Source organism: Flavobacterium chungangensis, assembly GCF_042654045.1.
GTDB classification, from domain to species: Bacteria; Bacteroidota; Bacteroidia; order Flavobacteriales; family Flavobacteriaceae; genus Flavobacterium; species Flavobacterium chungangensis.
Window position 1 is genome coordinate 89,239 of sequence record NZ_JBHSFY010000008.1, and the last position, 26,724, is coordinate 115,962.

Genomic DNA, 26,724 nt, shown 5'->3' on the forward strand with positions numbered 1-26,724 from the left:
AGATTTTTTTTTGGAACAATCACAGAAATTAGAAGTTAATTTGTTTGTATCAATTCTTCAATTTTAGATAACGTACTAAAATTTTTATTTTATATCGTACACTTTGCTTAAACTTGATACCAAATTGTTTTAAAAAATCTGATTTAAAAAAATACAATCCAAAAATTTGATAATGATATTTTGGAATAAAATACCAAAAAAAAGTTTTAAAAAAAACAAACTTATTAATACTATTTTTCTCAATATCGTTTTTATTTCCTAAATCGCCTTGATTGTTTATTTGGACATAAACTTGATTTATCCATTTTTGTTTGGGAATGATCTTTGACAAAGAATTTATAAATCTATAATCGGAGACTTTCCATCCATCCCACCTAACCTTGTTTTTATATTTTGAATGAAACAAAAAACATGCAGTATCAATATTGTAGATTTCAATTATCTCCTTCTTAACTCTTCTATTATCTGGCAAAATAACTTTATCTGGAAATCTAATTTGCCAAAAAAACATAGTATCATTATCATTCTTTTTAATATGCCTTATAATTTCTTCAAATATTTTATTATGGAAAAGATTTACATCATCATCCAGAAAAACTATCCATCCATCTGCCACCTTATCCAGCAATTCATTACAATATAAATTGTAGTATGCAGGTGTAAAACCATCTGGATGATTTTTTTCTTCTCTTAAGTCATTATTTACCTTAACTTTCTCAACATCGTATTGGTTAAGATAATTTAAATCAACATCATTATCATAAGAAACAATATGCCTTATTCTATTATAAGTCTGATTATTTAAAGAATATTTTAATTTTTGAAATCCAATAGGACGATTTGAAGTACGGGTAAGTACATTAATTACTATATTATCTTCTAATTTTTTCATAAATGATCAATAAAACACTTTATGCTGTCTCAATAGCTTTATCGACTAAATCATTAAGAATTTTTAAATGTCTTTCTTGCGAGAAATTAGATTTTATATTTTCCTTTCCCTTTTTTCCCAGCTGAATTGCATACTCTTTATTCTGAAGCAACATTATCATCTTTTGAGCCATTGCATCCACATCATGCTCATTTATCAACAATCCTGTTTTTTCGTTAATAATAACATCAGGAATTCCTGCATGGAAAGTAGCAATAATCGGCAATCCAGCAGCACTGGCTTCTAAAATTGCAACTGGAGTTCCTTCCTGATCACCATTTATAGCAGTTATAGAATGTTGTACAAAGGCAAGAGAATTTTCTAAATAACCAACAAAATCTTCTTTAGAAAGTACTCCTGGTAAAAAAACATTATTTTCAAGTTTTAAGTAATAAACTAAGTTTTTACAAACTTCAAATAAATTTCCATCTCCGCCAATAACTAACTTAGCATTTGGAAATTTATCCAAGACCTTACTAAAGGCCAAAATAGTATAATATGGAGCTTTTTTCTCTACAAAACGCCCTATGGCTATAAAAGTATCATCGGTAAATTTAGGAACCAAATTAATAAAACTTTCATTTGGTCCATAAGTACTATAAATTAGTTTCTCATCTGGACAGCCCAATCTTAATAGATTTTGCTTCATAGCGATAGAAACTGCTACAACAAATGTACTGTAATTAAAAGCCTCCGAATAATTGTGACACTCTTCAATTGCAGAATAAACGGATGCGTCATAACCATGAAAATGAGTAATAAGAGGAATATCCAAATACTTACTAATCTTTGCCAAACGATTTCCTACCGGACCATACTGTGCAAAAATTAATTGTATTTTATTTTTCTTTAAAGATCTAATAAATGCTAATTCTTCTGGCTTAAAATTAGTAGGCCTAATCTTTTCTAATATTTTATAGAATAATAAATCTTTTGTTTTTAACAGTTTTCCAAATTTCTCTAAGTATAGCGGAAGACTTCCTCCGTAATAGTAAAAGACTTCTGCATTCATTCCTGTCTTCTGAACTTGAATAAATGTTTCAGAATACGTATTAAATGATGGTGATACCATCGCTATTCTATTTTTTTGCGATACCATATAGTCCTGTTATCATTTGTCCTTCTTTAAAATTTATTGTGAAATTTTTATCTTTTTTTATTAAAAAAAGAATAAGTGGTTTTAAAACCGAGGAAAGTATTTTTCTTTTTTTAGCACTCATAGGAGCTCTTCTTACCCACAGTCCTAACATTTGCGCCAATGAAGCATGCCATCCGCCCAAAGCTTTTATTTCAATATCTTTAAATCCTGAATTCTCAAGATGTCGCTGTAATGAAAAAGGCGTATATCTATACTCATCATGAGGCACTTCGTGGAGATTCCATAAAAAAGGAACAGTAAAGAAAAATATAGCTTCTTCTTTTAAAACCCTATGAAGCTCTTTTAAGATTATTTCTGGCTCGGGACAATGTTCTAAGACTTCTGTTCCAAATGCACAGTCAAAAGAGTTATTTTCAAACGGCATATTGATTCCATTCCAAGTAAAATCTGGTTTTACTTCCGAATCATAAACCAAAGCATCTTCGATATCAAGACCTGTATATTTTGTCGCATTACTATTTTTAAGAATATAATCTTTGTATGGCATTTTACCACAACCTATATCTAGTATTTCACCACTAAATCTTTTAAGATTTTCATTAAGTGCATTTAGAATCGACGTTCTAATGTAATATCTGTCTAAATTTTCTTTACAGTAAGGTACATCCGTGAAATTATTTAGCTTCATGGTTTTATCATAATTCTTCCAGTATAATCGATTCGGCCTAGAAAAGGTTTAAAAGGTAGTGAATTAAAATATTCATCAACAGCTCTTCGACAGCCGTCCCAATGTCCATAGTCGTCAATAATTAAAACACCGCCTGAAACAAGTTTTGGATATAAAATTTCTAATTCTATTTTTGTTGACTCATACCAATCTGTGTCCAATCTTAGCAAAGAAATTTTTTCTGGCAATTCATGAGACAATAAAGTTTCCTCAACCATACCTTTTATGAAATTAACATTTTCACTTGGATAATTATATTTACTTATATTCTCTTTAACATTATCTAATTCGGCTTTAGCCCATAATCTTGACGTTTCCTCATCTTCTATTTCCATTCGATCAGATGCTAGATCTCCATTTATGTCCAAATCAAAATCTGTTGGTTCATTCATTCCTTCAAATGTATCGAACAGCCAGATTTTAGTATTATTTTTGTTTAGCTTATTCAAAGTCAGCATACACGTTCCTATACTACCTCCTTTCCAAACTCCACATTCAATTATATCTCCCTCGATATTATTTGTAGCTATATATTCGACAGCATGTATTAAAGAAACTATTCTCTCTGCTGATGTCATCGTATAATCTTTAACCTGACTAATTACTGAATTTTCAAAATCTGTAAAATCATTTGTTCGAGAGTCCGTTTTTAGAGTAGAGCTCTCTTTAACATTATGATTCAAGTATTTACTAATTTTCTTTTTAATTCTATATAATCTACTCATAGCTATTGTTTTGTTACTTCCCATTTTGAATCTTCTATATACTTACAGGTTCCTCCTTGCCATTTATAGTCTCCTCTTACATTTTTCATCATTTCAACTTTAAAATTACAAGTTGAATCGATAAAATCAAATCTTTCCTTAGTTTTAGATTCCGATAAATACACTCTGATAGAAAAGACCCCCATATAAAGCCTTAGCTTTTCATAAGTGCAACTAAAAGTATATATTCCTTTTTCTCTATTTATCTTAAACTCAGAATCAATTTGCCATGTATGCAAAATTGGATTTTGAAATTCATCAATTACTTGAAATGATAATGCTAAATTCTCAACACGGATAGGGCAATTAACTGTAAACTCAATTTTTAACTCTTTACCAAATTCATGAATTTTACCTGGCAGACTGGTAAATAGCTCTATTTTAGTAATTTTTGGGATATGCTCATCTGCATTAGCTATATAAGTAGATTCGCTTGAACCGTCATTTAAATATCTCTTTATTCCTTCATCTGTGTTTCCTTCAAAATAAACACCTCCGTTTCTCAAAACAATCACTTTATTTGTCAATGTAGAAATAGCATTCATATCATGGCTTACAAATAATACTGTCCTCCCCCCTTCAGTCGAAATCTCTTGCATTTTTCCGATCGCCTTTTTTTGAAATTCAGCATCTCCCACTGCTAAAACCTCATCGACTACTAAAACTTCAGGTTCTAAAAAAGCAGCTACTGCAAATGCCAAACGAACTGTCATTCCAGAACTATATCTTTTCACTGGGGTATCAATATAACGTTCACAGCCAGAAAATTCAATAATTTCATCAAGTTTTGAAGCAATTTCTTTTTTGGTCATTCCTAAAATGGCTCCATTAAGAAATATATTTTCTCGTCCTGTCATCTCTCCATTAAAACCTGTTCCAACTTCTAATAAAGACGCAATACGTCCTTTAGATTTTATACTACCTGTTGTTGGCGCTGTAACCTTTGAAAGAATTTTTAAAAGGGTAGATTTTCCTGCTCCGTTCTTTCCAATAATTCCTAAAACTTCACCTCTTTCTACCTCAAAATTTATATCCTGTAAGGCCCAAACATAATCTGAAGTTCCTTTTGTAGAACGATCGTTGGTATCACCAATTTTTAGATATGGATTTTCCTTTCCTCTAATTTTGTGCCACCATCGATTTAAATCATGGCTTAAAGTTCCTGTTCCAACCTGCCCTAAACGATATTGCTTAGAGATATTTTCAGCTTTTAATATGATGTCTTTCATTTATACAGTATCTATAAAGCTTTTTTCTGTTCTATTAAAAATTAATAACCCAATGAAGAAAACTACAATTGTAACTATCATTGTATATACTAAACCTAAAATTGAAATACTTCCAATATTTAAAAGCATATAGCGAGAAGTTTCTATAACATAAGCCAATGGGTTGTATTCTACAATCCAACCAAATTTAGGAAGCTTTTCTTTTATTAATTCCATAGGATACATTACCGCAGATATATACATTAGTAGCTGTACTCCAAAACCGACTAAATTATTTAAATCTCTATATTTTGTAACCATTGAAGAAATCATCATCCCCAAACCTAACCCCAAAATCCCCATAAATAAAATTAAGATTGGGAAAAATAATATTGATCCATTTAGACTTAAATCTGTTCCTTGAAAACAAAAGAAAATGTAAAAGAAAATAAATATCCCAAATTGAATTCCGAATTTTATTAAGTTCGAAGTCACTATGGATAAAGGAGTAATAATTCTAGGGAAATATACTTTTCCAAATATTCCTGCATTGGATTTAAAAGTATCTGAAGTCCCATTTAAGCAAGCAGTAAAATAATTCCAAACCATAATTCCGGCGAGATTAAATAAGAATGGCGGAATGGATCCTGTCTTAATTCCTGCTACATTATTGAATATGATGGTAAAGGTTATAGAAGTAAATAAAGGCTGTATTAAATACCATAAAGGACCTAAAACAGTTTGCTTATAAACTGTGATAATATCTCTTTTTACAAAGAGCATTAGTAAATCTCGGTATTGCCAAATTTCTTTAAAATTAAGCGAGAAGAATTTATTCTTGGGTGTTATTTCAAACAGCCATTCGTTGGTATTTTTAGAATCCATTTAAAGGGGCTTAAAAATCTAAATTAAAAAAATTTAACAAGATTTTTAACATTTTAAAAATTGTTTAAAAATGTCAAAAGGCGTTTAAAAAACACCTCTTGACTATATTTGAATTTATTTTCGTTTGATCTTATTTGTCTAAAACTTCAAAAGTTGAATTCATGCTTTTGAATTCTGGAACTATCTTTTTCATTTTTGAAACAATATCATCATTTTCGTAAAAATCAGCAATTCCGATCAATTCATCAACCTCATTATGAAGATTTTCGTATTCATCTTGAATTTCTTGCGCTATCATAATCTTATTATGATGTGTTGGAAGAGTCTTAGAAGTATCATTTAATAATTCTTCGTAAAGTTTTTCTCCAGGCCTTAAACCAACAATCTTAATTTTAATTTCTTTATCAGGAATGAAACCAGCCAACTTAATCATTTTTCGTGCCAAATCAATAATTCTAACCGGTTTACCCATGTCAAAAATATAGATTTCACCACCATTACCCATAGCTCCAGCTTCTAATACAAGTTGACATGCCTCAGGGATTGTCATAAAATAACGAATAATATCCTGATGTGTAATTGTTACTGGTCCTCCTTCTGCTATTTGTTTAGTAAATAAGGGGACAACAGATCCATTTGAACCTAAAACATTTCCGAAACGAGTAGTAATAAATTTTGTACCGCCTTCAACCTTTTCTCTTTGGTTTTTTAAGAATAAAGACTGCACATATTTTTCTGCAATACGTTTACTAGCTCCCATTACATTACTTGGGTTAACAGCTTTATCTGTAGAAACCATTACAAATTTCTTAACCTGATATTTACAAGCTAAATCGGCAAGGTTTTTAGTTCCTTTAATATTAGTTTGAATTGCTTGAGACGGATTTTCTTCCATCAAAGGCACATGCTTGTAAGCTGCCGCATGAAAAACAACATGAGGATGGTAATTTTTAAAAACTTTTTCCAAAGCTTTTTTGCTTCTTACATCAGCAATTACTGCAACAATTTTCGTGCTGGAATTCATTGCCTGAGTTTCTAAACATAAATTGTGTAACGGTGTCTCTGCGTGATCTAAAACAATTACATTTTTTGGATTAAAATTCAGAACCTGTCTAACAATCTCGCTTCCAATTGAACCAGCCGCACCTGTTATTAAGATTGTTTTATCTTTTAATTGTTTCGAAATTGATTTACTATCTAAGACTATCGGTTTTCTTTCTAATAAATCTTCAATCTGTATGTTTTTTACTTTCTGAGAAATTTCTTTTTGATTTTCCCAATCTGAAATTAATGGTACAGTATATACTCTGTAATTAAATTCTAAACACTGGTCAACAATAATAAGTTGTTCATCTTTAGTCAAGCTTTTATCAGCAATAATCACACCTTCAGCAGCAACGGATCTCATTAACGCTGGAAGTTTTTTTCTTAAAATTAAGATTGGTAGATCCAGCATTCGCTTAGATGCGTTCTGATTATTCTTATCGACAAATCCAACAATTTTAAATCGTGATGGCGTTTCAAACTTTAAGGCGTTCGCAACCGAAATTGCATTTGCATCTGTTCCATAAATAACTGTTCTAACAAGCTTGGTTGTCGCTTTTTCAGAAAAGTACATCTCAAATGTTTGTTTTACAATAACACGATACAAAAACAAACCGCAAAACGATAAAACTAAATTGATAAAAAGAGCTGTATTTAAAAATGCTTTATGCCCAGTATATAATTCAAATATTAGATTTATAAATAGAAAGAAAACCAAAACTGACATTTGAGAGAAAAGCAGTTTTATTGCATCAATATATGACGAGTGCCTAATAATTCCTGAATAGGTTCTAAAGAGCCAAAAGAAAAATATATTAACTGTTATTAATCCGGCTACAAAATAAAAATCATGAGAAGTTATAATGTACCCGATTGCAGTTCCATCAAAAAGCAAATAAGTAAAGGAAAATGAAAAAAACAAAACCATTACATCGATAGCAACAATAATCCATCTGGGCAAATAACTCAAATTATTGATATTTGCTCTAAGGTTTCTTGGCGAAAAGGATCTATATAGAAAAGAGGCTATATTATTTGGTTTTTCTGTATTCAATTTAGCATTTTTTAAGTCAGTAAAATTTGAACTTTATACAAAAATACAAATTAAAGGTTTTAAATAATTACTTAGTGGTGCAAATTAAATTTTAACACCTTTTTTCTTTTGCTTTAAAAATTCCAAAAGATAAGTTCCATAACCAGATTTAAGTAATGGCTGGGCTAACTCTTCCAGTCTTGCATCATCAATAAAACCTTGCCTCCATGCAATTTCTTCAATGCAGCCTACCTTTAATCCTTGCCTTTCTTCTAGAACTTGCACAAATTGTCCTGCTTGCATTAAACTATTAAAAGTTCCTGTATCTAACCAAGCTGTTCCTCTACTTAAGATACCTACTTTTAATTTACCTTTTTCAAGATACACTTTATTTACATCTGTAATTTCATATTCACCACGGGCACTTGGTTCAATATTTTTAGCAATCTCCACAACTGAATTATCATAAAAATATAAACCTGGAACAGCATAGTTAGATTTTGGTTCCAAAGGCTTCTCTTCAATAGAAATAGCATTTTTATTTTCATCAAATTCAACTACTCCATATCTTTCAGGATCCGAAACATGGTAAGCAAAAACAACTCCTCCTTCAGGATCAGCATTGTCTTTTAAAAGTTGTTGCATATTGGTGCCGAAGAAAATATTATCTCCTAAAACTAAAGCTACTTTGTCATTACCTATAAATTCAGCTCCGATTACAAAAGCTTGAGCCAATCCATTTGGATTTGGTTGTTCTGCATAACTAAACTTACAACCAATTGTACTCCCGTCTCCTAAAAGTTTTTTAAAATGTGGTAAATCGTGAGGAGTGGATATGATTAAAATTTCATTTATTCCTGCCATCATTAATGTTGATAACGGATAATAAATCATCGGTTTATCATAAACTGGCATTAACTGTTTACTTACAGCTAATGTCAATGGATGCAATCTTGTGCCAGAACCTCCAGCTAATATAATTCCTTTCATAATATTTTAGATTTTGGATTTTAGATTTTAGATTTCTTTTTGAAATCCTGTGTTATAAATCTTCAAATCATTTTTAATTTAAGCAAACATTTTTCTTAAACTGTCTTTATAATTTGGAACTTCTAAATTATAAACCGTTTTTATCTTTTTCTTATTTAACAGTGAGTAACTTGGTCTTTTAGCAGGGGTTGGATAATCTGATGAAGGAATTCCACTAATTTTACAGTTATAGCCTCCAAGCTCATTAATGCCTAAAGCAAATTCATGCCAGCTTATTTCACCTTCATTCGAATAATTGTAAATTCCTGGGATCCACTTTGAGGATTCGATAATATCAATCATTGCTTTAGCCAAATCAGCAGCGTAAGTGGGAGAACCTATTTGATCATTTACGACATTAATTTCATCTCTTTCCTGCATTAATCGCTGCATTGTTTTGACAAAATTATTCCCAAACTTGCTATAGACCCAAGAAGTTCTAATTATAAGAGATTTTGGGTTTTCTTTCAAACAAGCAATTTCACCGGCCAATTTACTTTCTCCATAAACATTTATAGGATTAGTTTCAGCCTCCTCATCTAAAGCAATTGATGAAGAACCATCGAATACGTAATCTGTCGAAATATGAATCAATTTAGCTTTATTCTCTCCAGTAAATCTTGCAATTAATTCTATTGCTAAGTGGTTCACTCTAAAAGCTAAATCTTTTTCTGATTCAGCTCTATCAACAGCTGTATAAGCTCCACAATTAAATATAATATCAGGACAAATTGTCTCTAATTGGGATTGAAGCATTTCCAAGTTATCTAATGTAATTTGAGTTCTATCTGCAAATACCCATTCATATTGAGGATAAGAAGGCGCTAAAACTGAAAGTTCAGATCCTAATTGTCCTGTTGAACCAGTTACTAAAATTTTTTTCATCAAAATAAACTATTACAATTTTCAATAAAAGGGAGAATTTGATCTTTTTCTGAAACTATGGCTTCATCTAAATTCATTCCCCAATCTATATTTAAAGATGGATCATCGTATCTAATTCCTCCTTCTGAAGCTTTATTATAAAATTGATCACATTTATACATCACCGAAGCAGTTTCGCTTATAACAGAAAATCCGTGTGCAAATCCTTGCGGGACTAACAACTGTTTTTTATTCTCTGCTGACAATAAAACGCTAAATGATTTTCCGAAAGTTGGAGAATCTTTTCTCAAATCTACCGCAACATCAATAATTTCACCTTCTAGAACACGCACTAATTTAGTTTGTGCAAAGGGAGGATTTTGATAATGCAATCCTCTTAAAGTTCCCTTTTTTGAAAATGATTGATTGTCTTGAACAAATTCAATATTAATTCCTAAATCTTCAAATTTAGTTTTACTATAGGACTCAAAAAAATACCCTCTTTCGTCACCAAATACTGTTGGTTCAACAATTATCAAGTCTTTTATAAATGTTTCTTTGATTTTCATTTTTTATTTTATATTCATTTAAAGAAATTAATGATAACTTCTTTGATTCTGCTTTTATCTTTTTTACTTAAATTTGACCCTGACGGCAAACATAATCCTTTTTCAAATAATTTTTCACTAACTGTATTTCCGTAATATGGATATTTTTCAAAAAGTGGCTGTAGATGCATTGGCTTCCATAATGGACGGCTCTCTATATTAGCATTATCAAAAGCGACTCTTAACTTTTCTCTGAATTCTTTTGTTTCCAGCAATATAGCATTTAACCAATAATTAGAAAAAAAATCTTCATTCAAATTATCAAAAAGTTCTGCGTTTTTTATTTCTTTAAATATGTCCTTATAAAAGAAATGATTACTTCTCCTAGAAGTAATATTTTCTTCTAATATTTTCATTTGTCCAAGACCTATCCCTCCGCAAATATTACTCATTCTATAATTATATCCTACTTTGCTATGCTGATAGTGAATTGCTTTGTCTTTTGAGTGAGTGGCATAGAAAATGGCTTTGTCTTTTACTTCTTTATAATTACTCACCAATGCGCCTCCACTTGAAGTCGTAATAATTTTATTTCCGTTAAAGGATAATATGCCAATGGAGCCCAAACTACCGCATTTCTCTCCTTTATATTTACTCCCAAGAGCTTCAGCACTGTCTTCAATAATTGGTATCCCATAATTATCCGCAATTGCATGAATTTCATTTACTTTATAAGGCATTCCATATAAATGAACTGCAATTATTGCTTTGGGCTTTTTACCTTTTCGTATTCTATCTTTTATGGCTATTTCTAGACTCTCTGGACAAATATTCCAAGTTTCTTCTTCACTATCTATAAAAACTGGTGTTGCTTTTTGATACAAAATCGGGTTTGCTGATGCTGCAAAAGTCAGACTTTGACAAATAACTTCATCATCTTCCTCAACACCTAATACAATCAATGCAAGATGTATGGCTGATGTTCCAGAATTTAGTGCTGTAACATATGTTTTTTTATCAAAATAATCTTGAAGTACATTTTCAAATTCATTTACATTTGGACCTCCTGAAGTAATCCAATTCGTTTTTAAAGAATTTTGAATATATTCTGCTTCAAAACCACTTTCTTGGGATAATGACAAATATATTCTATTATCTTCCATTAATTGGCCAATAATCCGACGGATATCTAACATCATCATCACTTAAATCTTTCAATTGAAGTGTAGAAAATGAAATTAATTTTGAGTTTTCTTCCAAAGATTCTATTGCATTTGCATAACCTGCTGGTACATGAATAATTTTACTATCTGATTCTGAAACAGTGATCGTTTCAACCAGTAAATCTTTTGAAGGTTTCTCCCAATTATCGATTTTCACCATGTGAATTTTGAAAGCCCCTGAAAGACAGTAAAAATTTTTAGCATCTAATTTGTGTCCTTGCCAAGCCCGAATAGGATGTTGCAAAGAATTGCTTATTATATAAAACCTTTCAACTTTAGTAAAACTAAAATCGTTTACGTATGAAATACTACCGCGATAATCTGTAAATATTCCCCCTTGAATTATTTTATGCTCCATGATTTAATCGCAAATTATTCCTACCTAACAAATAGAACTTTACAGAGTAAAGACTAATCAAAGGCAAAATTATAATTAAAAATATAATTGTATCATTAACTTTTTGATATAGTGAAATAACTATAAAAGAAATTCCAATCTGACCTAAAGCATAGAAAAGGGACACTATTCTATGCTGTATTTTATATTCATTACTTAAAACTTGATAAAAATGTAATCGATGGGCTTCAAAAATATTCTGTTTTAGATAAAGTCTATGTAGAATGGTACAAACAGCATCGACTCCATATATTGCTAAAAAAAGCAACCAAATTAAGGAGTCGGTAATAAGAACCAATTTTAAAACTAAGTAAATTATCCAAAATGCAATTGCAATACTCCCTACATCACCAGCAAAACATTTTGCTTTTTTTCTATAGTTAAAAAAAAGAAAAACTGAACTCGCAATCATAGCATATTTTATAAAACTACCATCTATAAAAACTTGCACATTTATATTTACATATAATAATGATCCCATTACAGCTAAAGTGTAAAGCCCTGTTATGCCATTGATTCCATCCATAAAATTATAGGCATTAATTAAACCAATAGCTAAAACATAAGCAGCTATTGAACCCCAGATTGGGATTAGGTTAAACAAATTTAGATTGTAAAAAATTAGAGTTATTGAAAGAAAATGAATTGAAATTCGAATCTTATTCGATAAGCTTTGAATATCATCCCAAAAACTCACCAAACTTACCATAGTTATACCTGCAAAGAAAAAAAGATTAGTTTGGCTGTGCTGCAAAAAATATATTAAAGCTGAAAACCAAAAAATAATTCCTCCTCCTCTTAAAGTTATTTCAGTATGCGAACTTCTTTGATTGGGTTTATCTATTATATTAAATCTATCTGCTACTCTAAAATAAAGCAACAATAAAATCATTAATAAAAATCCTAGTATTGTATATTCCATCTATTTAATAATAAAACTTTTTATTGTTTTTTTTAATCCTTCTTCAACCGAAACTGGTAGTTTATTAATTCCAATAACTGATTTAATTTTTTCATTGGAAACCACATAGTTCTCCGTCAATTTTTGAATACTTTCTGAATTTAATGGAAAATTAATTATATCTCCTATTTTAGCAATTCCATTTATAATTGGTTTTGGAATAGAAATCAACCTATTCTTTCTTTTTAAAGTTGAAGAAATAATTTTTACTAAATCATTTGTAGACAATGCTTCGTCATCTGCAAAATTGTAAACCCCAGAAGGAATATTTTTATTATCTAAAATTTCCTTGATCAAATAATTTAAGTTGTCTATCGTTAAAAATGATCTCTTATTCTCAAAAGCGGCTAAAGGATATGGAATTCCTTTTTTTACTACATTATAAAGTAAATTTAAATTTCCTTTGTTTCCTGGACCATGAATCATACATGGTCGTATTATAAAAACTCTTTTACCATCGGTTAAGCTTTTAGACAAAATATACTCTTCTGCTTGCAATTTAGATATCCCATATGGTGTTTTAGGATTTCCTGTAACCTCTTCATTTAAAACATTGGGAACCTCATCTGCAACAGCTTTTACACTGCTGAAATAAATAAAATCTTTAATATTACTTTGTAAAAAAGCATCAAAGAGTTCTTTAGTTAAATCTGTATTTATCTTAAAATATTCAGAAGCATCACTTGTTTTTTTAGTATCATGAGCCTTGCCTGCTAAATGTATAATTGCATCACCATCTAAACCTTCTTTCCAAGTCGAATTTCTTAAAGAAACAGCATTTATATTAAACTTTTTTTCAGATAAATAACTAGAAAGGTTCTGCCCTACAAAACCCGAAATTCCTGTAATTATAACTTTCATTATAGTGAGTTAAATTATTTCAATAAAGATTTATAAAATTGATTTTGTAAAGAGTATATCACATCTGCCGAGAAATATTTTATCACTCTTTCTCGCGCATAACTTTTTAGTTTCTGAAGATATTCTTTGTCTTCGTAAAGCTTAATCATAGCTTCAGAAAATTTATCTGTATCTTTTAATGGAACTAGAATTCCTGAATATCCATTTTCTATTGAATCTGATAAACCAACAATATCGAATCCTATTGAAGGTACTTCTAATGCAGCTGCCTCGATAACAATTGTTCCAAATCCCTCACTGCTACTTGGCAAGCATAAAATATCACTAACAGCAAGATATTTTTCATGGTTTTTCACAATATCTAAATTGATAATTTTATCGCTTATCCCTTGATTTTCTGCCAATAATATATCCAAGAAACCATCTGATTCATCTGGACCTATGAAAAGTAGTTTTACGTTAGGTAAATGAGAAACTTTTGCAAAACTTTCTATTAATTCTTTAATTCCTTTTACAATAGATTTTCTAGCTAAAAATACATACACAAAATCATTTTCATCGATTCCAAGTTCAGATCGCAATACATTTCTTTTTTTAACAAGATCAATATCAAATACATCTAGATTTACTCCTGACAAAGATCCTTTACCTAAATATTCTATAGGCCTTCCTTTTACTAAAAAACCATTATCTGCTAAGAAATTGGATTGAGATGCACTATCTGTAAGACAAGAAGTTGCCGTCTTAAAAATTAATTTATCGATGAATTTATAAAACTTTCTAGAAAACCCCTCCTTTGTTGCCCACACTTGTCCCGTAAAAGTATGAATACGAATTGGAACAAATGAAAACAATCCAGCTACAGGAGCCAACAATCCAGCTTTGGGCATTATAGAGTGAATAATTTCAGGTCTGACTCTAAAACAAATAAATATTAGTTTTATTAATGCTTTTATATCATAAAAAACAGAAGTTTTTCTAACAATTTCGTTATCTATAAAATTGACATATGGGTATTGATCTTTAAATCTGCTGACTTCGTTGCCCACAATAAACAATTCATAATCATTTTTTGATCTCTCGATAAAATTATTTAAATGCCAAGGTACTACTTCTGCTTGTGTTACAACCCTTAATAATTTAATCTTTCGATTAAAATTACTCTCCATATTATAAATGTTTTTTATTATTTTTTACAAAACGGACTAACTTTTCAATTGTTTCTTCAACAGTTGCCACAGGTTTGTAATTAAGTTCTTTTTCAACTTTTCCAGTATCATAAATTGCTCTATTACTAAGTGCGTCAACACGAGCAACTGTTAATGGATTTTTGGGTATGAATGAAGTTAGTCTGGCTAAAAACTTAACAAGCCCAATTGGTATTCTTAATTTTGGTGTTTTTTTGTTTAATGCTTTTGCTATAGTATCTATAAAATTTTCAATTGTTGTCCAACTAGAAATAATATAAATTTGATTCTTACTTGCAGGATTGATTGCCGTTAGGTATAAAACTTCTATCACATTTTCTACCGGAACATAATTGGCAGATGATCCTTTTGAACCAACAAAAAAATAGAGTCCTTTCTCAATACTTTTTACTAATTGAAATATTGATTGATTGCTCATCTGATAACCAAAAACATTAGATGGTCTTACTAAAGTATAGGCAAAAAATTCTTTTTTTCCTGCTTCTAAAACTAATTCATCTGAGATTAGTTTGGTTCTTTCATATTCATTTATAGGATTATATACCTGATCTTCTTTTATCGTTCCAGTACGAACTGGACCATATACTCCTGTGCTACTAAGTTGGATCCAGTGTTTAATTTTATGTTTAGAAACATCTATTAAATTTTTTGTTCCTTCAACATTGGTTACAGACATCAAAGACTCATCTTTAATTTCTGCTGCACAATGGTAAAGAACATCTACGTTATCAACAAAACTTAACAATGTTTCTCTATCGTTTAAATCACCTTTAAAAACTTGAATTTTATCAAGATCTTCTATTTCAAGATTTTCCTTTCTTGATAATATACGAACTTCATTTCCTGAATCAAGATGTTTCTTAATTAATAATTTACCAATAAAACCTGTAGCACCTGTGATTGCAACCTTCATAATAATAAGAGTTCTGATTATTAATTAAAATTTATATTTATTGGGTTACCGAGTTCCTTATTTGACTGATTATTCTAGTCAAATCATTTCGTTCTTCTTCCGTTAGTGGGTTATTTCTTCGTCCCGTAATATAATCCTGAATATTAAAAAATCCTGCAACTTTTATTACAGAAACCTTCAGGTAGGTTTTAAAAAGTTCTTTTTTAAGTTCTTTTTTTGAAAAAATTGTTGGTCCATAAATTTTTAAAATTTTCCTTACAGTTTTAACACTTTGGACATAATTTCTAATATTTACTTTCCCTTCTCTAACAATATATAAAGGTTCTTTCACTCTCGCAAATTTAGAATTCTTGTATGTTCTAAGCCACAATTCCCTATCTTCAGCACGAACGAAGATTTCATTATATTGATTATTCAGAAACCATTCTTTTTTTCCAATAATACTTGCATGCAAAAGCATAGCATTATTAATGATGAATTTTTCATCATATTGTATAGGCACAAGGCCTCTAATTCCTGCAGGTTCCCCTTCTTCATTTATTGAGTATGCTCCTGTATCAACTAAATCTAACTTTTCGTCATTTAAAAACAATGACATTTGCTTTTCAATTCGTTGTGGATGCATTAAGTCGTCTGCATCCATTCTTACGATATAGTTACTTTGAACTAACAATGGAGATTGATTTAATCGATAAACCAAACCTTTATTAACTCCGTCACTTACTATTCTTACTTTAGAACCACTAAAGCTTTTTGCTATTTCTAAACTTTTATCTTTCGAACCATCATCTAGAAGTATAAGTTCCCAATTTCTATAAGTTTGAGCATAAACTGATTTTACAGCATCTAATAATGTGTCCTCATTATTATAAAAAGGTATTACAATACTAACTAAAGGTGTGTTATCTATATTCATTTTTTTAATCTTTTTTAATAGCTGAATAACATCTACAATAATCTCTTAACTTAATCTCGCATTAGTCTAAAGAAATTTTAATATCATGGAACTTTATTCTGAAATTTGAAACATTTTCTTTAGCCATTCGTCAATACAATATAATCCATCTAAACTTTCAGTTTTAGAAGTCATAAAATCCTTATTTACATGAGGATTAAAGTCATCAAAAAAGTTTATCATATTCTCATTAAAATAAGACTCTTCAACAATATTTTTATTAGTTGTTAGAAGTTTAGTCTTTGATGCCAAAGTCTCAATAACCCTCATAGCTAATCCAGTTTGAGTTGGACTACTTACATCTATCACAATTTTTGATTTCTTTAAAGTGTCTAAATATTTCTCTCTTTTCATACTGATAAATGAAACATTTGATGGATTAAGAAATTTTCCTCTCATTGCCTCCTTTATGAATGTTGTAAATGATATATACAAAAATGATTTAATTGTAAGATTGTTTTCTTTAGCGTAAGCATTAAATTTCAACATTGCTTGATATCGATTATACAAATATGATCCCATAAAGAAAAAGTCATATTCGGGCTTTGATTTATCATCAATTATGCTTTTTACATCTTGAGAGTAAAACAATCGTAAATACTCCAAATTAAATAGCTTACAGTCAACAATATCAAAAGAATAAACCCTATCAAATAAATGCGCCACATGTGTAAATTCATTATTTTTTTGTGAATCCCATTGATACATTATTAAGGTCGCATTTGGATTATTATCTCTAAAACCTTTAAGAAATTCTTCAGAAATTTTATATCCCCTTATTACAAAAAGATAATCATATTCTTTCTCAGATGATTCATTTAGCATTTTCAAATAATGCTTATTTTGATATTCATCTAATTTTCTATGAAAATAATTATTTATAATTTTAAACTGCCATCCATAAGATCTTTCAGGATAAAAATCTACTTCTGCTCCAAAATCTTCCAAAGTTGATTTTATAGCATTTTGATAATCATGAAATATTGGAGCGATAAAGAATATCTTCTTTTTTTTGAGCATAAATGATATGTAAATATGGGATAGTGATTCTTGTTATTTTTTTAGAAATAAAGTACTTTATTTAACTCAATCAACTAACAATCGATTATTATCAGTTCCAACATGATAATATTCGAATTTGTAGCTAGAGCTTAAAAAAAGTAGCATAAAAAAGTTACCTAAAATCAAAGGTTCAGACATACATGATATTACAACAATTAGGAAAAACAACTTCTTCTTGTTATTAATTATTCTCTGCTTATATAGCCTGTAAATGCAAAAGAGAGCAATTGGAACACCTAAACTAACAACAAGCATTAATAATGAATTTGTATTACCTCTTAGTCCAACAGTACTTGACACGTCAAAAGTAAAATCAGGCATATTGGTTATAGCGATTTTGGATTGTTGATCCGTGTAATTTTTCACATCTAGACCTATTCCTGATAAAGGGAAATGAGTTATATAAGTAAAAGCTGTTAACAGGTCGAACAACCTCAAGTCAAAAGATATTACTGAATCTCCAGATATTTTATCTAATAAATTTTGATATAAAAAATAAATTAGACTGGGTAAACTAAAGACTAAAATAAAAATTTTAAGTCCCAAATTAAGTTGAAATATCTTCTTTTGATAATAAACTAAAATCTGAATAACCAATAAAAGTAGTCCAGTTGTTGAGAATGTACTTATAATTAAAAAAACAGAAAGCCATCTGTAAAAACTTGAATTACGTACAAAGGTTGTAATAAAAAACAGTACATTAAGGTATATCTGAAGAATTCCTGGTTCCCAAAAAATTCCTTGATTTCTGTAAATATCAATCCCCAAAACATTAAATGAAGATGCATAATTAAATATAAATCCTAATGTCCGAATGAATATCCTATCAGTTGATACAAGAAAAGACAATTCGCTAAAAATAGGAGAAAACAAAAAGTTAATCAGTGATAGCAATGCTACAAACTTTAAGACTCGAAATAACTGATCTAAAACATTGTAATTGTAATTTAATAAAAAAAAAAGAAAGATATGAGTTGACAAAAGCCTTAAATAAGTATTGATATAAAAGACTGGCTCATTATAAAAAGGAGCAAAATAATAATTACAAAATAAAGCTATAATAACAAATGTTTGAATTATTATTGTTTGCTTAATTAGGCTTTTCTGATATTTTTTATCAGAAACTGCAAAAAATATCAATAAAACAAAATAAAATAGAGGGCTTAAAATATTACCATAAATCTGGTGCAATAAACCTCCAGTACTTAAAATAAGTAGAAAAAATAAGATATCTATTAACGCAATCTTTACGTTTTGTTTATTGCTCATTTAATTATTTTAAAGCATTCTTACAAGAATAATTATTTATAAAGACCTTTTTCTTTCATTTCTGAAATTGATTCGTCATATTTACTTTCAATTACATCTTGAGTTAGCACCCATTCCGTGAATTTCTTTATTCCTGTCTCAAAATTATAACGAGGACTAAACCCTAATGTGTTTTTAATTTTATTCAAGTCAGCAAAATTATGACGTATATCTCCCAAGCGATAATTACCTGAAATATTAATTTTAGTATCTGCTTTATAATTTTTAATTAATTCATTTGCTACAGTTATAACATCAGTAGCTTCTCCTGTTCCTACATTAAAAATCCCGTAATTTGCTTCATTTTTTTCTATACCTCGAATGGTTGCATCAACAACATCATCAATGTATACAAAATCTCTTGATTCTTTTCCATCTTCAAATATATTAATATCCTTACCGTTTCTTATTAATGTAGAAAATATTGATAAAATACCTGTGTAAGGATTCGATAAAGATTGACCTGGTCCATAAACGTTCTGATACCTAAAAGCGACTGGAGCAATACCAATAGTTGGACAGACAGTCATGATCATCTGTTCTTGATTTTGTTTTGTAATTCCGTAAACAGAAGATGGATGAATTTTCGAGTTTTCATCGGTTGCTAATAATTTTAAAGGTTGTGATAAACCATCATATTTTACTTCAAAATCACCCTTTACCATAAATTCATCTGTACGATGTTTAGGATAAACTTCACTACCAAGCTCGTCAGACCAATATTTGCCTTCTCCATATATTGATCTGGAAGAAGCTATCACCACTTTTTTTATGGAATGAGGATTGTTAGCTAACAAATCGAGCATTATTGCAGTACCTCCTACATTAACTTTCGTATATTGTTCAATTTGATACATCGATTGACCAGTTCCAGTTTCTGCTGCTAAGTGAACAATAATATCTTGGTTAGAAACAGCTTTTTGCCAATCTTCCTTAGAGGTAACGCATCCTTTAATAAACTTAACTTTATTTTTTATTTTTGAAAACAAAAAAGAATTTTCCTCAGCATTCTGACCATGAATTTGTTCCGATAAATTATCTAAAACTGTAACATTATATCCTTTTTCGATCAATGTTAACGCCAAATTAGATCCTATAAATCCTGCTCCACCTGTGATTAATATATTTTGCATGAAAAGTTATATTTTTATTTTAATTATTTCTATTTTGTTACCCAGTAATTCTAGTTAATAAAGTCGTAATTCTGCATCTACCTAATTTACCAAATTATATATAAAGCCATCGTTAACATCCTCCTTTAGAAAAGCTGGAATTATTGTTTTATAATATAGCAAATGTCCAAATGAAGTTGGGTGGTGCATAAAATCCCCACAAAAATCTTGATTTATTTTAGGTTGACTATATTTTGAAAACTCTTTGTTTACATCTGCAAAATAGCAATTGTATTTTTTACTTACGTTAGATAATGATTGATTATATTCTATTGTAGAATTTATAAATTCTAGATCCCAAGATTGATTTTGCTGAAAAAAGCCAACCATTATTACATCAATGCCATGAGTTTTAAATCTATCTACTGAATTAGACATAGTTAATTCAAAATTTGGTAAATTTGATTTCCACCATGAATAAATGTGATCATTCATTCCAAATTCGATAAACATTAAATCATTATTATCCTTTAAAGCAGTGGGAAAAACATCCCCAAGATAATCTATAGAACTTCCATTTTGGGAGTAATTAGTTATTACAACCTCATTTCTGTATAATTTTTCTATTGCTTTTTTTATTAAATAAGGATAGGAATCTTTGTCTGAGTTATGATAAAATTGCTCTAAAGTATGTGCCCCTGCTGTTATTGAAGTTCCAATTACACCAATTTTTATTTTCTCTCTTTTTGCAATCTTATTTTTCAACTTTTCTGACAAAAATGATTTATCCAAATTTCCATATATTGAATCAAAATCAGAAAAATCATAGTCTGCATAAAGTTGAAACGGAATTGTAAGTGGAGGGTTTCTTGGAAAGGAATTAAAAGTAAAAGTTCCATCATCATTATAAACTACTACATGTTCATCAAAATTTGGAATTTTAGAATTTTTTGTCCTGCGCAATTTGTTTCCCTCAATTATATAATCTACTTTCTCTGTAAAAAAATGCTTTACTCTTACACTATCAATAGAATAAACTTTAAGATTACTTACATTTTCTTTAATTAAATTATTACTATCATTACCTTTAAGCACAAACGTTTCTCCAATCATTCTACCAGTTGTAGCTTTATCAGAATTGCTCGTGTCAGAAGAACAACTAAAAAAAGTATTTAAAATTATTAAAAGAAAACAACGAAAAATATTCATATTCATTTTACACTTGAAGAAAAGCTCCATTACTATCAGTTTTTTTCCATTTATCAGTATCTAAACAATACCTTTTAATTATTTTCGCTGGTGAACCAACTGCAATACAATAATCAGGAACGTCTTTAGTTACTACAGAATTAGCACCGATTACACAATTTTTACCGATTTTAGCGCCTATAATACAAACATTTTCTCCCAACCAAGAACCATCTCCTATAGATACAGTTGAAATTTGCTTTATTGGCTGTTTCATAATTGGTAAAGATATATTTTCATAATTGTGAAGATTATCCGAAATATAAACCTTATCTGCAGTTAAAACATTATTTCCAATAATAATCGATTTTGTTGCATAAATATGATTAAAGTGCCCTATTCGTGAACCATCACCTATTATTAACTCACATTTTTCGGATCCTGTATGAGGAACAGCTGCCAACCAAGTTTTATACTCTATTATTACATCATTTCCAATAGTGATGTTTGCTATACCATTGATTGCTAAGGGATGTAATAAAAATGATTTACTCCCAAATTTATTAAACTTCCTTTTATAAAATAAATTGAAGAAAAATCGAAAAATAAAATTTGTAATTCTTTTGTATAGCATTTACTAATATTGATATATCTAACACTTGAGCGTCTAAACTAAAATCACATTTTTTCCTATTTATAAACAAAATCTTTCGAACCTTTCCTTACAAAATAAAGTACGTATCCCATTGACATTGTTACATAGAAAATGACATTGACATATGAATAATTCACTAATGACCCTAATTTATTAAAGTACAAAAAGGAATAGGACACAATAGAAACTGCTAAAGCGATTATATAGATAGAAAGTAATTGTTTGTAATGAAGTTTAGCATTTATTATATAGCTTATAGGATCCGTCAAGGTAAAAATTACTAATCCATAAAAAACTATTTGAACATATTGAACTCCATTAATATGGGCGGGTAAAAAGATTTCAATCAGTTTAGGCATTATAAAAAAAGTGCCTACACCAATTAATATTAAGTATAAAATTATTTCAATGAAATAAACTTTAAATATTTCTAATAATCCCTTTTTATTATCCTTTTGACTAAGTGATTTCATGAATTTAGGAAAGTTCAAAGCCCCCAATGCTGCTGGAATTACAGCAAAAAGATTTACATATAAAAATACCAAATAATATTCACCAAGAGCAGCAATTCCAAGGTCGAAACCTATAATCCATCTTTCTATTTGCAGATTGACATAATGCATAACTCCAGTTAGAAAAGGTATAAATCCTAATTTTAGGATTAGCCTAAAATACAATTTGTTTTTAAAATCAATTTTAAATCCAAAATCTTTATTTAAAATGTAAGAAAATAAAACTAAAAAAATAGGCTGTAAAGCAATTAATGCGACCGCTCCTATAATTGGATGAGTATAAAGAAGTGGTACTGCAGTAAAGGACAGTATAATACTTATTAAGGTTATAAAGCTTAATTTATTTGTCCTTCCTAATGCTATATGCATATTTGAAATCCAATTACCCCACAGAGATAATAATCCAACTACCAAACCAGCTGTCCAAAACCAATTAATTGGAAAGAAAAAATTTACAATTAGAATAGATGCTGAAAAAAATAAAAAAAGAAAGAATAAATAGGATATTATTATATCATTTGCTTTCTTCTGACGCAATAATGAGAATGATATAAGTCTATATCCACCATAGATAACACCTATTTGAAAAAAACTGACAATTAAAATCATGGATTGAAACAAGGCAACATATCCCAACTCCTTTTTTGATAACAAATCCATGAAAAAATAACTTTTTACAAATGTAACTAAGGAGCTTAAAATAGTAACTGCTAAGTATTTGTACCTTTCAACATGACTTTTCATTTAATTACTTCGCTTTCAATGGCGTACCTAACATCTTCAACATTTTTCTCGCTATATAGTTCAGCATGTGGCCAAGGATTACCTGTATTTTGCATAGCAATCAATTTTGCTAAGTAAGTTACCAGATTTACACTTTTATTAAATGGTTCATATCCTCTTAATAACTTATAAACCTCTTCAAAAGTGGAACAATAATTAATACCATCAAAAACATCGAAATATATTTTACCTAATACAATAACAGGCTTTCCTAATATAACCGCCTCAAAACCAGCTGTACTAACTAATGTAACAACTGCTTTTGATCTTAAAATAATCTCTTTAGATGATACCTCAGCTTTAATAAGTCTAATGTTAGGAAATCTTTTTTTAAGATTTCTCCAGTTCTTTTGCATTAAAAATCCTGCTTGCGCGGGATGTTCTTTAATAACTAAAAACTGATCTTCAGGTAGGCATTTCAAAATATTTTCGACTAACGCCAACTGGTTATCGTAATATGTTGACATATAAAATAATGTTGCTTCTGGTTCAAAGTGTAAAGGATAAAATACACATTCTTCCTCTTTTTTTAAACTTGACAATTTATCATATGAAGAATTTCGAATCATATATTTAAAGTAATACCCTATTTCGTTCATGAAATAGTTGATTGCACTTCCATAACAAATCTGTCTTATAATCTTACGTTTTACTGAAAATCTGATGTAAAGATTTCTAATGAGCTGAATTAATAAAATTTTTAATCTCCCAAGATCTTTTCCAAGCTTATATTCTTTAATAAAGGGATTGTCTATTGGTCCAGAATTAACTTTATCAATGTAAGCCTGTGCGTCTTTAAAATCTTCTTCTGTCGGCTCAATATTACTTATTCTTTCTGCCATAGAGCTATGGAAGGGATTAACATGCCAATAAAAAGATTTTTTAACAGGAAAAGCTCCAAATGCAAGATATTTGATATTTCTCTTTCTTGCTTCAATATACATTATTTCTGAAACTTCTAATGCTACAACTTCATTAACAATAAATCCTGGATTGTACTTATCATAAATATCCGACCAAAATGTTACAATTTTTTTTAAAATTCTCAATCTTTCCTCAGTCGAATATCCTGTAATAAATCTATCTGAACCCACCGAGTGATCCAAATAGGGAAATTTAATGTCTGCTTCTTTTAGATCGTCATATAATTCTTCTAGACAGCCAACTACCTTTCCTCCACGACTTTCAACATTTCTTTTCTCTTTTTTATTTAATGTGACATGGATCGAATCATAAACATCAGATACCAAAACTGGAAAAAATTCTGATTGATAATCACGAGAAAAAAATAAAACTATTGGTTTTTTACTCATTTTGTTTATTCATATTTGTTTTTTTGAAATGGCTTAAATATAGCCTTTCCCTATTAGTATATATTCGTTTTTACTATCTGTTGAATTGTAGACATCAGTATTAATAAAATCCGAAAATTCTTCAACCTGTGACAATCTATTTACAATATTATTTTCATTTAGTAAATAATCCTCATTAAGTACCCACTCCCAATTCTCGTTTCTTGACCAGATTTTTTTATTTCTATGTTGGTCAATTAAATAATTAAAACTATTTAATGAAATTCCGATCCATTCAAGAAATTTCTCTAAATTTTCTGGCTTTTTTAGAGCATATTTTTTAATCATTTCTAGACCTTGCTCACGAGTCATTCTTCTCAACCTTATTTCTCTAGAAGCATGATCTGTAACCTTGCCATAACCATGTTTTAGAAACTTTATATAATCATGAACGTCTGAGTAATTATAACAGTCAACATCATTATAAGAATCAAATGTTCTTGTTTGTTCATGACTTTCGTAATTATACAATTTTATCATTTCTTCGTGCTGAGCTTTAGTATCCCATCTAATAAAATTGTTTAAGTAAATACCTCGAACTCCAATTCTTTCAATCTCTTTATCATCAGGATATTTATACTGTACTATATCTTGCTCGGTAATCCCGTCAAATTCTCCAATAAAATCCTCTGCTTCGACTCCCATCAAATCGTGTTCTTTTCTATATTTTCGAGTCATTTCAACCTCGTCAAGATGAGAAAACATACCTACTTGATCTACACCTTGATGAGCACCCCAAATAATAAGTGGAATTTTAAACTTTACTGCCACCTGGACTGGATAAACAGTTTGTCCTGCTAGGCAGTGCCAATAAATACTTCCCATTTTACGAATACTTGCCCGTGTTATTTTTTTAACTGATTCGGGATTAACTGTTAATGTCATAATATCGCAATCAAACTCCATACGAAGTTTGGCTAAATTTCTCACACCTACGTCAGTATTATAATGTTTATTATATGTTACCAAAAGTGGATTCATTCCCAAAACATTTTTAACTGTATGAACAATAAAAAATGAATCGCGAGCTCCGCTTACAGGTATAATACAATCATAATTATTTTTTGAAGTATTTTTATAATTTTTTAAAATATTCTTAAGCTTTGTTAAACGTTCATTCCAGTCTAACGTATCTTTTTCTTCATGAACAACACACCCACTGCATACACCATCTTCATTAAATACAATATTTAAAGGATGATTTTCGGGATATAGACAACGCGTACAATATCTCATATAATATCTTTTTCTATTCTAATAAATAACATGTTCTCTAAAACTTCATCTGTTTTTTTATTAAGACGCAAATTCTCATCATAACTAGAATCACTATAATCTGCATAGGTTTCTAATCTAATATCCATATCTTTTTTGACTATAGACTTTGTAATATTTACGCTGTGCTCTGCAAAATGAAAAAAATTGGCAGCAGAGGCAGCAGAAACATTTGTCTCATTAAAAACTTTAATAAAGTCTTTTGCATTTTTAGCACCTCCACAACAAATTACTGGAACAGTTACCACATTACAAACGGAGTTAATTAGATCAATATCATATCCTAAATAAGATCCATCTCTATCAACAGAGTTAATTAATATTTCGCCTGCTCCTAAATTTTGAAATTCAACAGCAATTTTATTAACTGGTATATCAAGTACTTTGTGATTTATATAATCAAAAACTTTATATTCTCCGTCTTCTTTAACAGCATCTATAGAAACTACTACACATTGATCTCCAAATATATGTGCTGCTTTAGAAATAAGATCTTTATTTGTTAATGCTGCATGATTAAGTGCAATCTTATCAGCTCCACAATGCATGAGCTCTCTCATTTGATCTACATTTGTAATTCCACCTCCAACAGTTAATGGAACGTGAGATTTTAATGCTGCGTTTTTTATCATTTCATAATTAGGCTCCAAATTGTTTTTTGTCGCCGAAATATCTAATAATATAATCTCATCTATACCCCATTGATTTAAAAATTCAATGGCTATATCAGGTTTACCTACAGGTAAAAACTTCTTAAAACCAATACTTTGAACTACAATTCCATCTTTTACGATCAAACTTGCAGCGATTCTTTTTTTTAGCACTAT

The 26,724-nt window shown here is 29.5% G+C and carries 26 protein-coding genes; all 26 read right to left on the reverse strand.

The features are described from left to right. Nucleotides 1-49: 49 nt before the first annotated feature. The gene (locus ACFO3N_RS14185; protein ID WP_379798709.1) at nt 50-892 is read right to left on the reverse strand and encodes a glycosyltransferase family 2 protein; all 843 of its coding nucleotides are present in this window, start codon (nt 890-892) and stop codon (nt 50-52) included. A gap of 19 nt (nt 893-911) precedes the next feature. Next, on the reverse strand, nt 912-2,030 hold the full coding sequence (locus ACFO3N_RS14190; RefSeq protein ID WP_379798711.1) for a glycosyltransferase: 1,119 nt from the start codon (nt 2,028-2,030) through the stop codon (nt 912-914). Continuing rightward, nucleotides 2,011-2,718: a class I SAM-dependent methyltransferase gene (locus ACFO3N_RS14195; RefSeq protein WP_379798713.1), complete on the reverse strand. Its 708-nt coding sequence runs from the start codon at nt 2,716-2,718 to the stop codon at nt 2,011-2,013. Before ACFO3N_RS14195 ends, ACFO3N_RS14190 begins: the two co-directional genes overlap by 20 nt. Beyond that, nucleotides 2,715-3,482 (reverse strand): TylF/MycF/NovP-related O-methyltransferase, encoded by a 768-nt coding sequence (locus ACFO3N_RS14200; RefSeq protein WP_172426948.1) that lies wholly within the window; start codon nt 3,480-3,482, stop codon nt 2,715-2,717. Before ACFO3N_RS14200 ends, ACFO3N_RS14195 begins: the two co-directional genes overlap by 4 nt. 2 nt (nt 3,483-3,484) lie before the next feature. After that, nucleotides 3,485-4,750, reverse strand: a complete 1,266-nt coding sequence (locus ACFO3N_RS14205) for an ABC transporter ATP-binding protein (RefSeq protein WP_379798715.1) — start codon at nt 4,748-4,750, stop codon at nt 3,485-3,487. Continuing rightward, nucleotides 4,751-5,614 (reverse strand): ABC transporter permease, encoded by an 864-nt coding sequence (locus tag ACFO3N_RS14210; protein WP_379798717.1) that lies wholly within the window; start codon nt 5,612-5,614, stop codon nt 4,751-4,753. A gap of 130 nt (nt 5,615-5,744) precedes the next feature. After that, on the reverse strand, nt 5,745-7,712 hold the full coding sequence (locus tag ACFO3N_RS14215) for a polysaccharide biosynthesis protein (protein ID WP_379798719.1): 1,968 nt from the start codon (nt 7,710-7,712) through the stop codon (nt 5,745-5,747). Nucleotides 7,713-7,796: 84 nt separating this feature from the next. Then, on the reverse strand, nt 7,797-8,681 hold the full coding sequence (rfbA, locus tag ACFO3N_RS14220; RefSeq protein WP_379798721.1) for a glucose-1-phosphate thymidylyltransferase RfbA: 885 nt from the start codon (nt 8,679-8,681) through the stop codon (nt 7,797-7,799). Nucleotides 8,682-8,759: 78 nt separating this feature from the next. Beyond that, the gene (rfbD, locus tag ACFO3N_RS14225) at nt 8,760-9,605 is read right to left on the reverse strand and encodes a dTDP-4-dehydrorhamnose reductase (protein WP_379798723.1); all 846 of its coding nucleotides are present in this window, start codon (nt 9,603-9,605) and stop codon (nt 8,760-8,762) included. Next, entirely contained in the window at nt 9,605-10,153 is a 549-nt protein-coding gene (gene rfbC / locus ACFO3N_RS14230; protein WP_379798725.1) for a dTDP-4-dehydrorhamnose 3,5-epimerase, read from the reverse strand. The genes rfbD and rfbC overlap by 1 nt, the downstream gene beginning before the upstream one ends. A 14-nt stretch (nt 10,154-10,167) precedes the next feature. Further along, nucleotides 10,168-11,295 carry a DegT/DnrJ/EryC1/StrS family aminotransferase gene (locus tag ACFO3N_RS14235; RefSeq protein ID WP_379798928.1) on the reverse strand — a complete coding sequence of 376 codons (1,128 nt, stop codon included), beginning with the start codon at nt 11,293-11,295 and terminating at the stop codon, nt 10,168-10,170. Continuing rightward, a complete protein-coding gene (locus ACFO3N_RS14240; RefSeq protein WP_379798727.1) occupies nt 11,285-11,713 on the reverse strand; it encodes a hypothetical protein in 429 nt (142 codons plus the stop codon). Before ACFO3N_RS14240 ends, ACFO3N_RS14235 begins: the two co-directional genes overlap by 11 nt. Next, nucleotides 11,703-12,674 (reverse strand): MraY family glycosyltransferase, encoded by a 972-nt coding sequence (locus ACFO3N_RS14245; protein ID WP_379798729.1) that lies wholly within the window; start codon nt 12,672-12,674, stop codon nt 11,703-11,705. The genes ACFO3N_RS14240 and ACFO3N_RS14245 overlap by 11 nt, the downstream gene beginning before the upstream one ends. Then, complete coding sequence (locus ACFO3N_RS14250) at nt 12,675-13,574, reverse strand: NAD-dependent epimerase/dehydratase family protein (RefSeq protein WP_379798731.1); 900 nt, start codon at nt 13,572-13,574, stop codon at nt 12,675-12,677. A gap of 14 nt (nt 13,575-13,588) precedes the next feature. After that, on the reverse strand, nt 13,589-14,743 hold the full coding sequence (locus ACFO3N_RS14255) for a glycosyltransferase (protein WP_379798733.1): 1,155 nt from the start codon (nt 14,741-14,743) through the stop codon (nt 13,589-13,591). 1 nt (nt 14,744) lies between these two features. Further along, on the reverse strand, nt 14,745-15,695 hold the full coding sequence (locus ACFO3N_RS14260; RefSeq protein WP_379798735.1) for an NAD-dependent epimerase/dehydratase family protein: 951 nt from the start codon (nt 15,693-15,695) through the stop codon (nt 14,745-14,747). Between the two features lie 37 nt (nt 15,696-15,732). After that, nucleotides 15,733-16,611 carry a glycosyltransferase family 2 protein gene (locus ACFO3N_RS14265; protein WP_379798740.1) on the reverse strand — a complete coding sequence of 293 codons (879 nt, stop codon included), beginning with the start codon at nt 16,609-16,611 and terminating at the stop codon, nt 15,733-15,735. A 93-nt stretch (nt 16,612-16,704) separates the two neighbouring features. Beyond that, on the reverse strand, nt 16,705-17,670 hold the full coding sequence (locus ACFO3N_RS14270; protein WP_379798742.1) for a WaaS/CpsH family glycosyltransferase: 966 nt from the start codon (nt 17,668-17,670) through the stop codon (nt 16,705-16,707). 66 nt (nt 17,671-17,736) lie between these two features. Then, a complete protein-coding gene (locus ACFO3N_RS14275; RefSeq protein ID WP_379798744.1) occupies nt 17,737-18,981 on the reverse strand; it encodes a hypothetical protein in 1,245 nt (414 codons plus the stop codon). A 32-nt stretch (nt 18,982-19,013) separates the two neighbouring features. After that, entirely contained in the window at nt 19,014-20,153 is a 1,140-nt protein-coding gene (locus ACFO3N_RS14280; RefSeq protein ID WP_379798746.1) for an NAD-dependent epimerase/dehydratase family protein, read from the reverse strand. Nucleotides 20,154-20,234: 81 nt separating this feature from the next. Further along, the gene (locus ACFO3N_RS14285) at nt 20,235-21,245 is read right to left on the reverse strand and encodes an SGNH/GDSL hydrolase family protein (RefSeq protein ID WP_379798748.1); all 1,011 of its coding nucleotides are present in this window, start codon (nt 21,243-21,245) and stop codon (nt 20,235-20,237) included. A gap of 103 nt (nt 21,246-21,348) precedes the next feature. Beyond that, the gene (locus tag ACFO3N_RS14290; RefSeq protein WP_379798750.1) at nt 21,349-21,954 is read right to left on the reverse strand and encodes an acyltransferase; all 606 of its coding nucleotides are present in this window, start codon (nt 21,952-21,954) and stop codon (nt 21,349-21,351) included. Nucleotides 21,955-22,010: 56 nt separating this feature from the next. Next, entirely contained in the window at nt 22,011-23,147 is a 1,137-nt protein-coding gene (locus ACFO3N_RS14295) for an MATE family efflux transporter (RefSeq protein WP_379798752.1), read from the reverse strand. An 80-nt stretch (nt 23,148-23,227) separates the two neighbouring features. Then, on the reverse strand, nt 23,228-24,583 hold the full coding sequence (locus ACFO3N_RS14300; RefSeq protein WP_379798754.1) for a capsular polysaccharide export protein, LipB/KpsS family: 1,356 nt from the start codon (nt 24,581-24,583) through the stop codon (nt 23,228-23,230). A gap of 33 nt (nt 24,584-24,616) precedes the next feature. Next, nucleotides 24,617-25,858 carry an N-acetyl sugar amidotransferase gene (locus ACFO3N_RS14305; protein ID WP_379798756.1) on the reverse strand — a complete coding sequence of 414 codons (1,242 nt, stop codon included), beginning with the start codon at nt 25,856-25,858 and terminating at the stop codon, nt 24,617-24,619. After that, nucleotides 25,855-26,721, reverse strand: a complete 867-nt coding sequence (hisF, locus tag ACFO3N_RS14310; protein ID WP_379798758.1) for an imidazole glycerol phosphate synthase subunit HisF — start codon at nt 26,719-26,721, stop codon at nt 25,855-25,857. The genes ACFO3N_RS14305 and hisF overlap by 4 nt, the downstream gene beginning before the upstream one ends. Nucleotides 26,722-26,724: the final 3 nt, after the last annotated feature.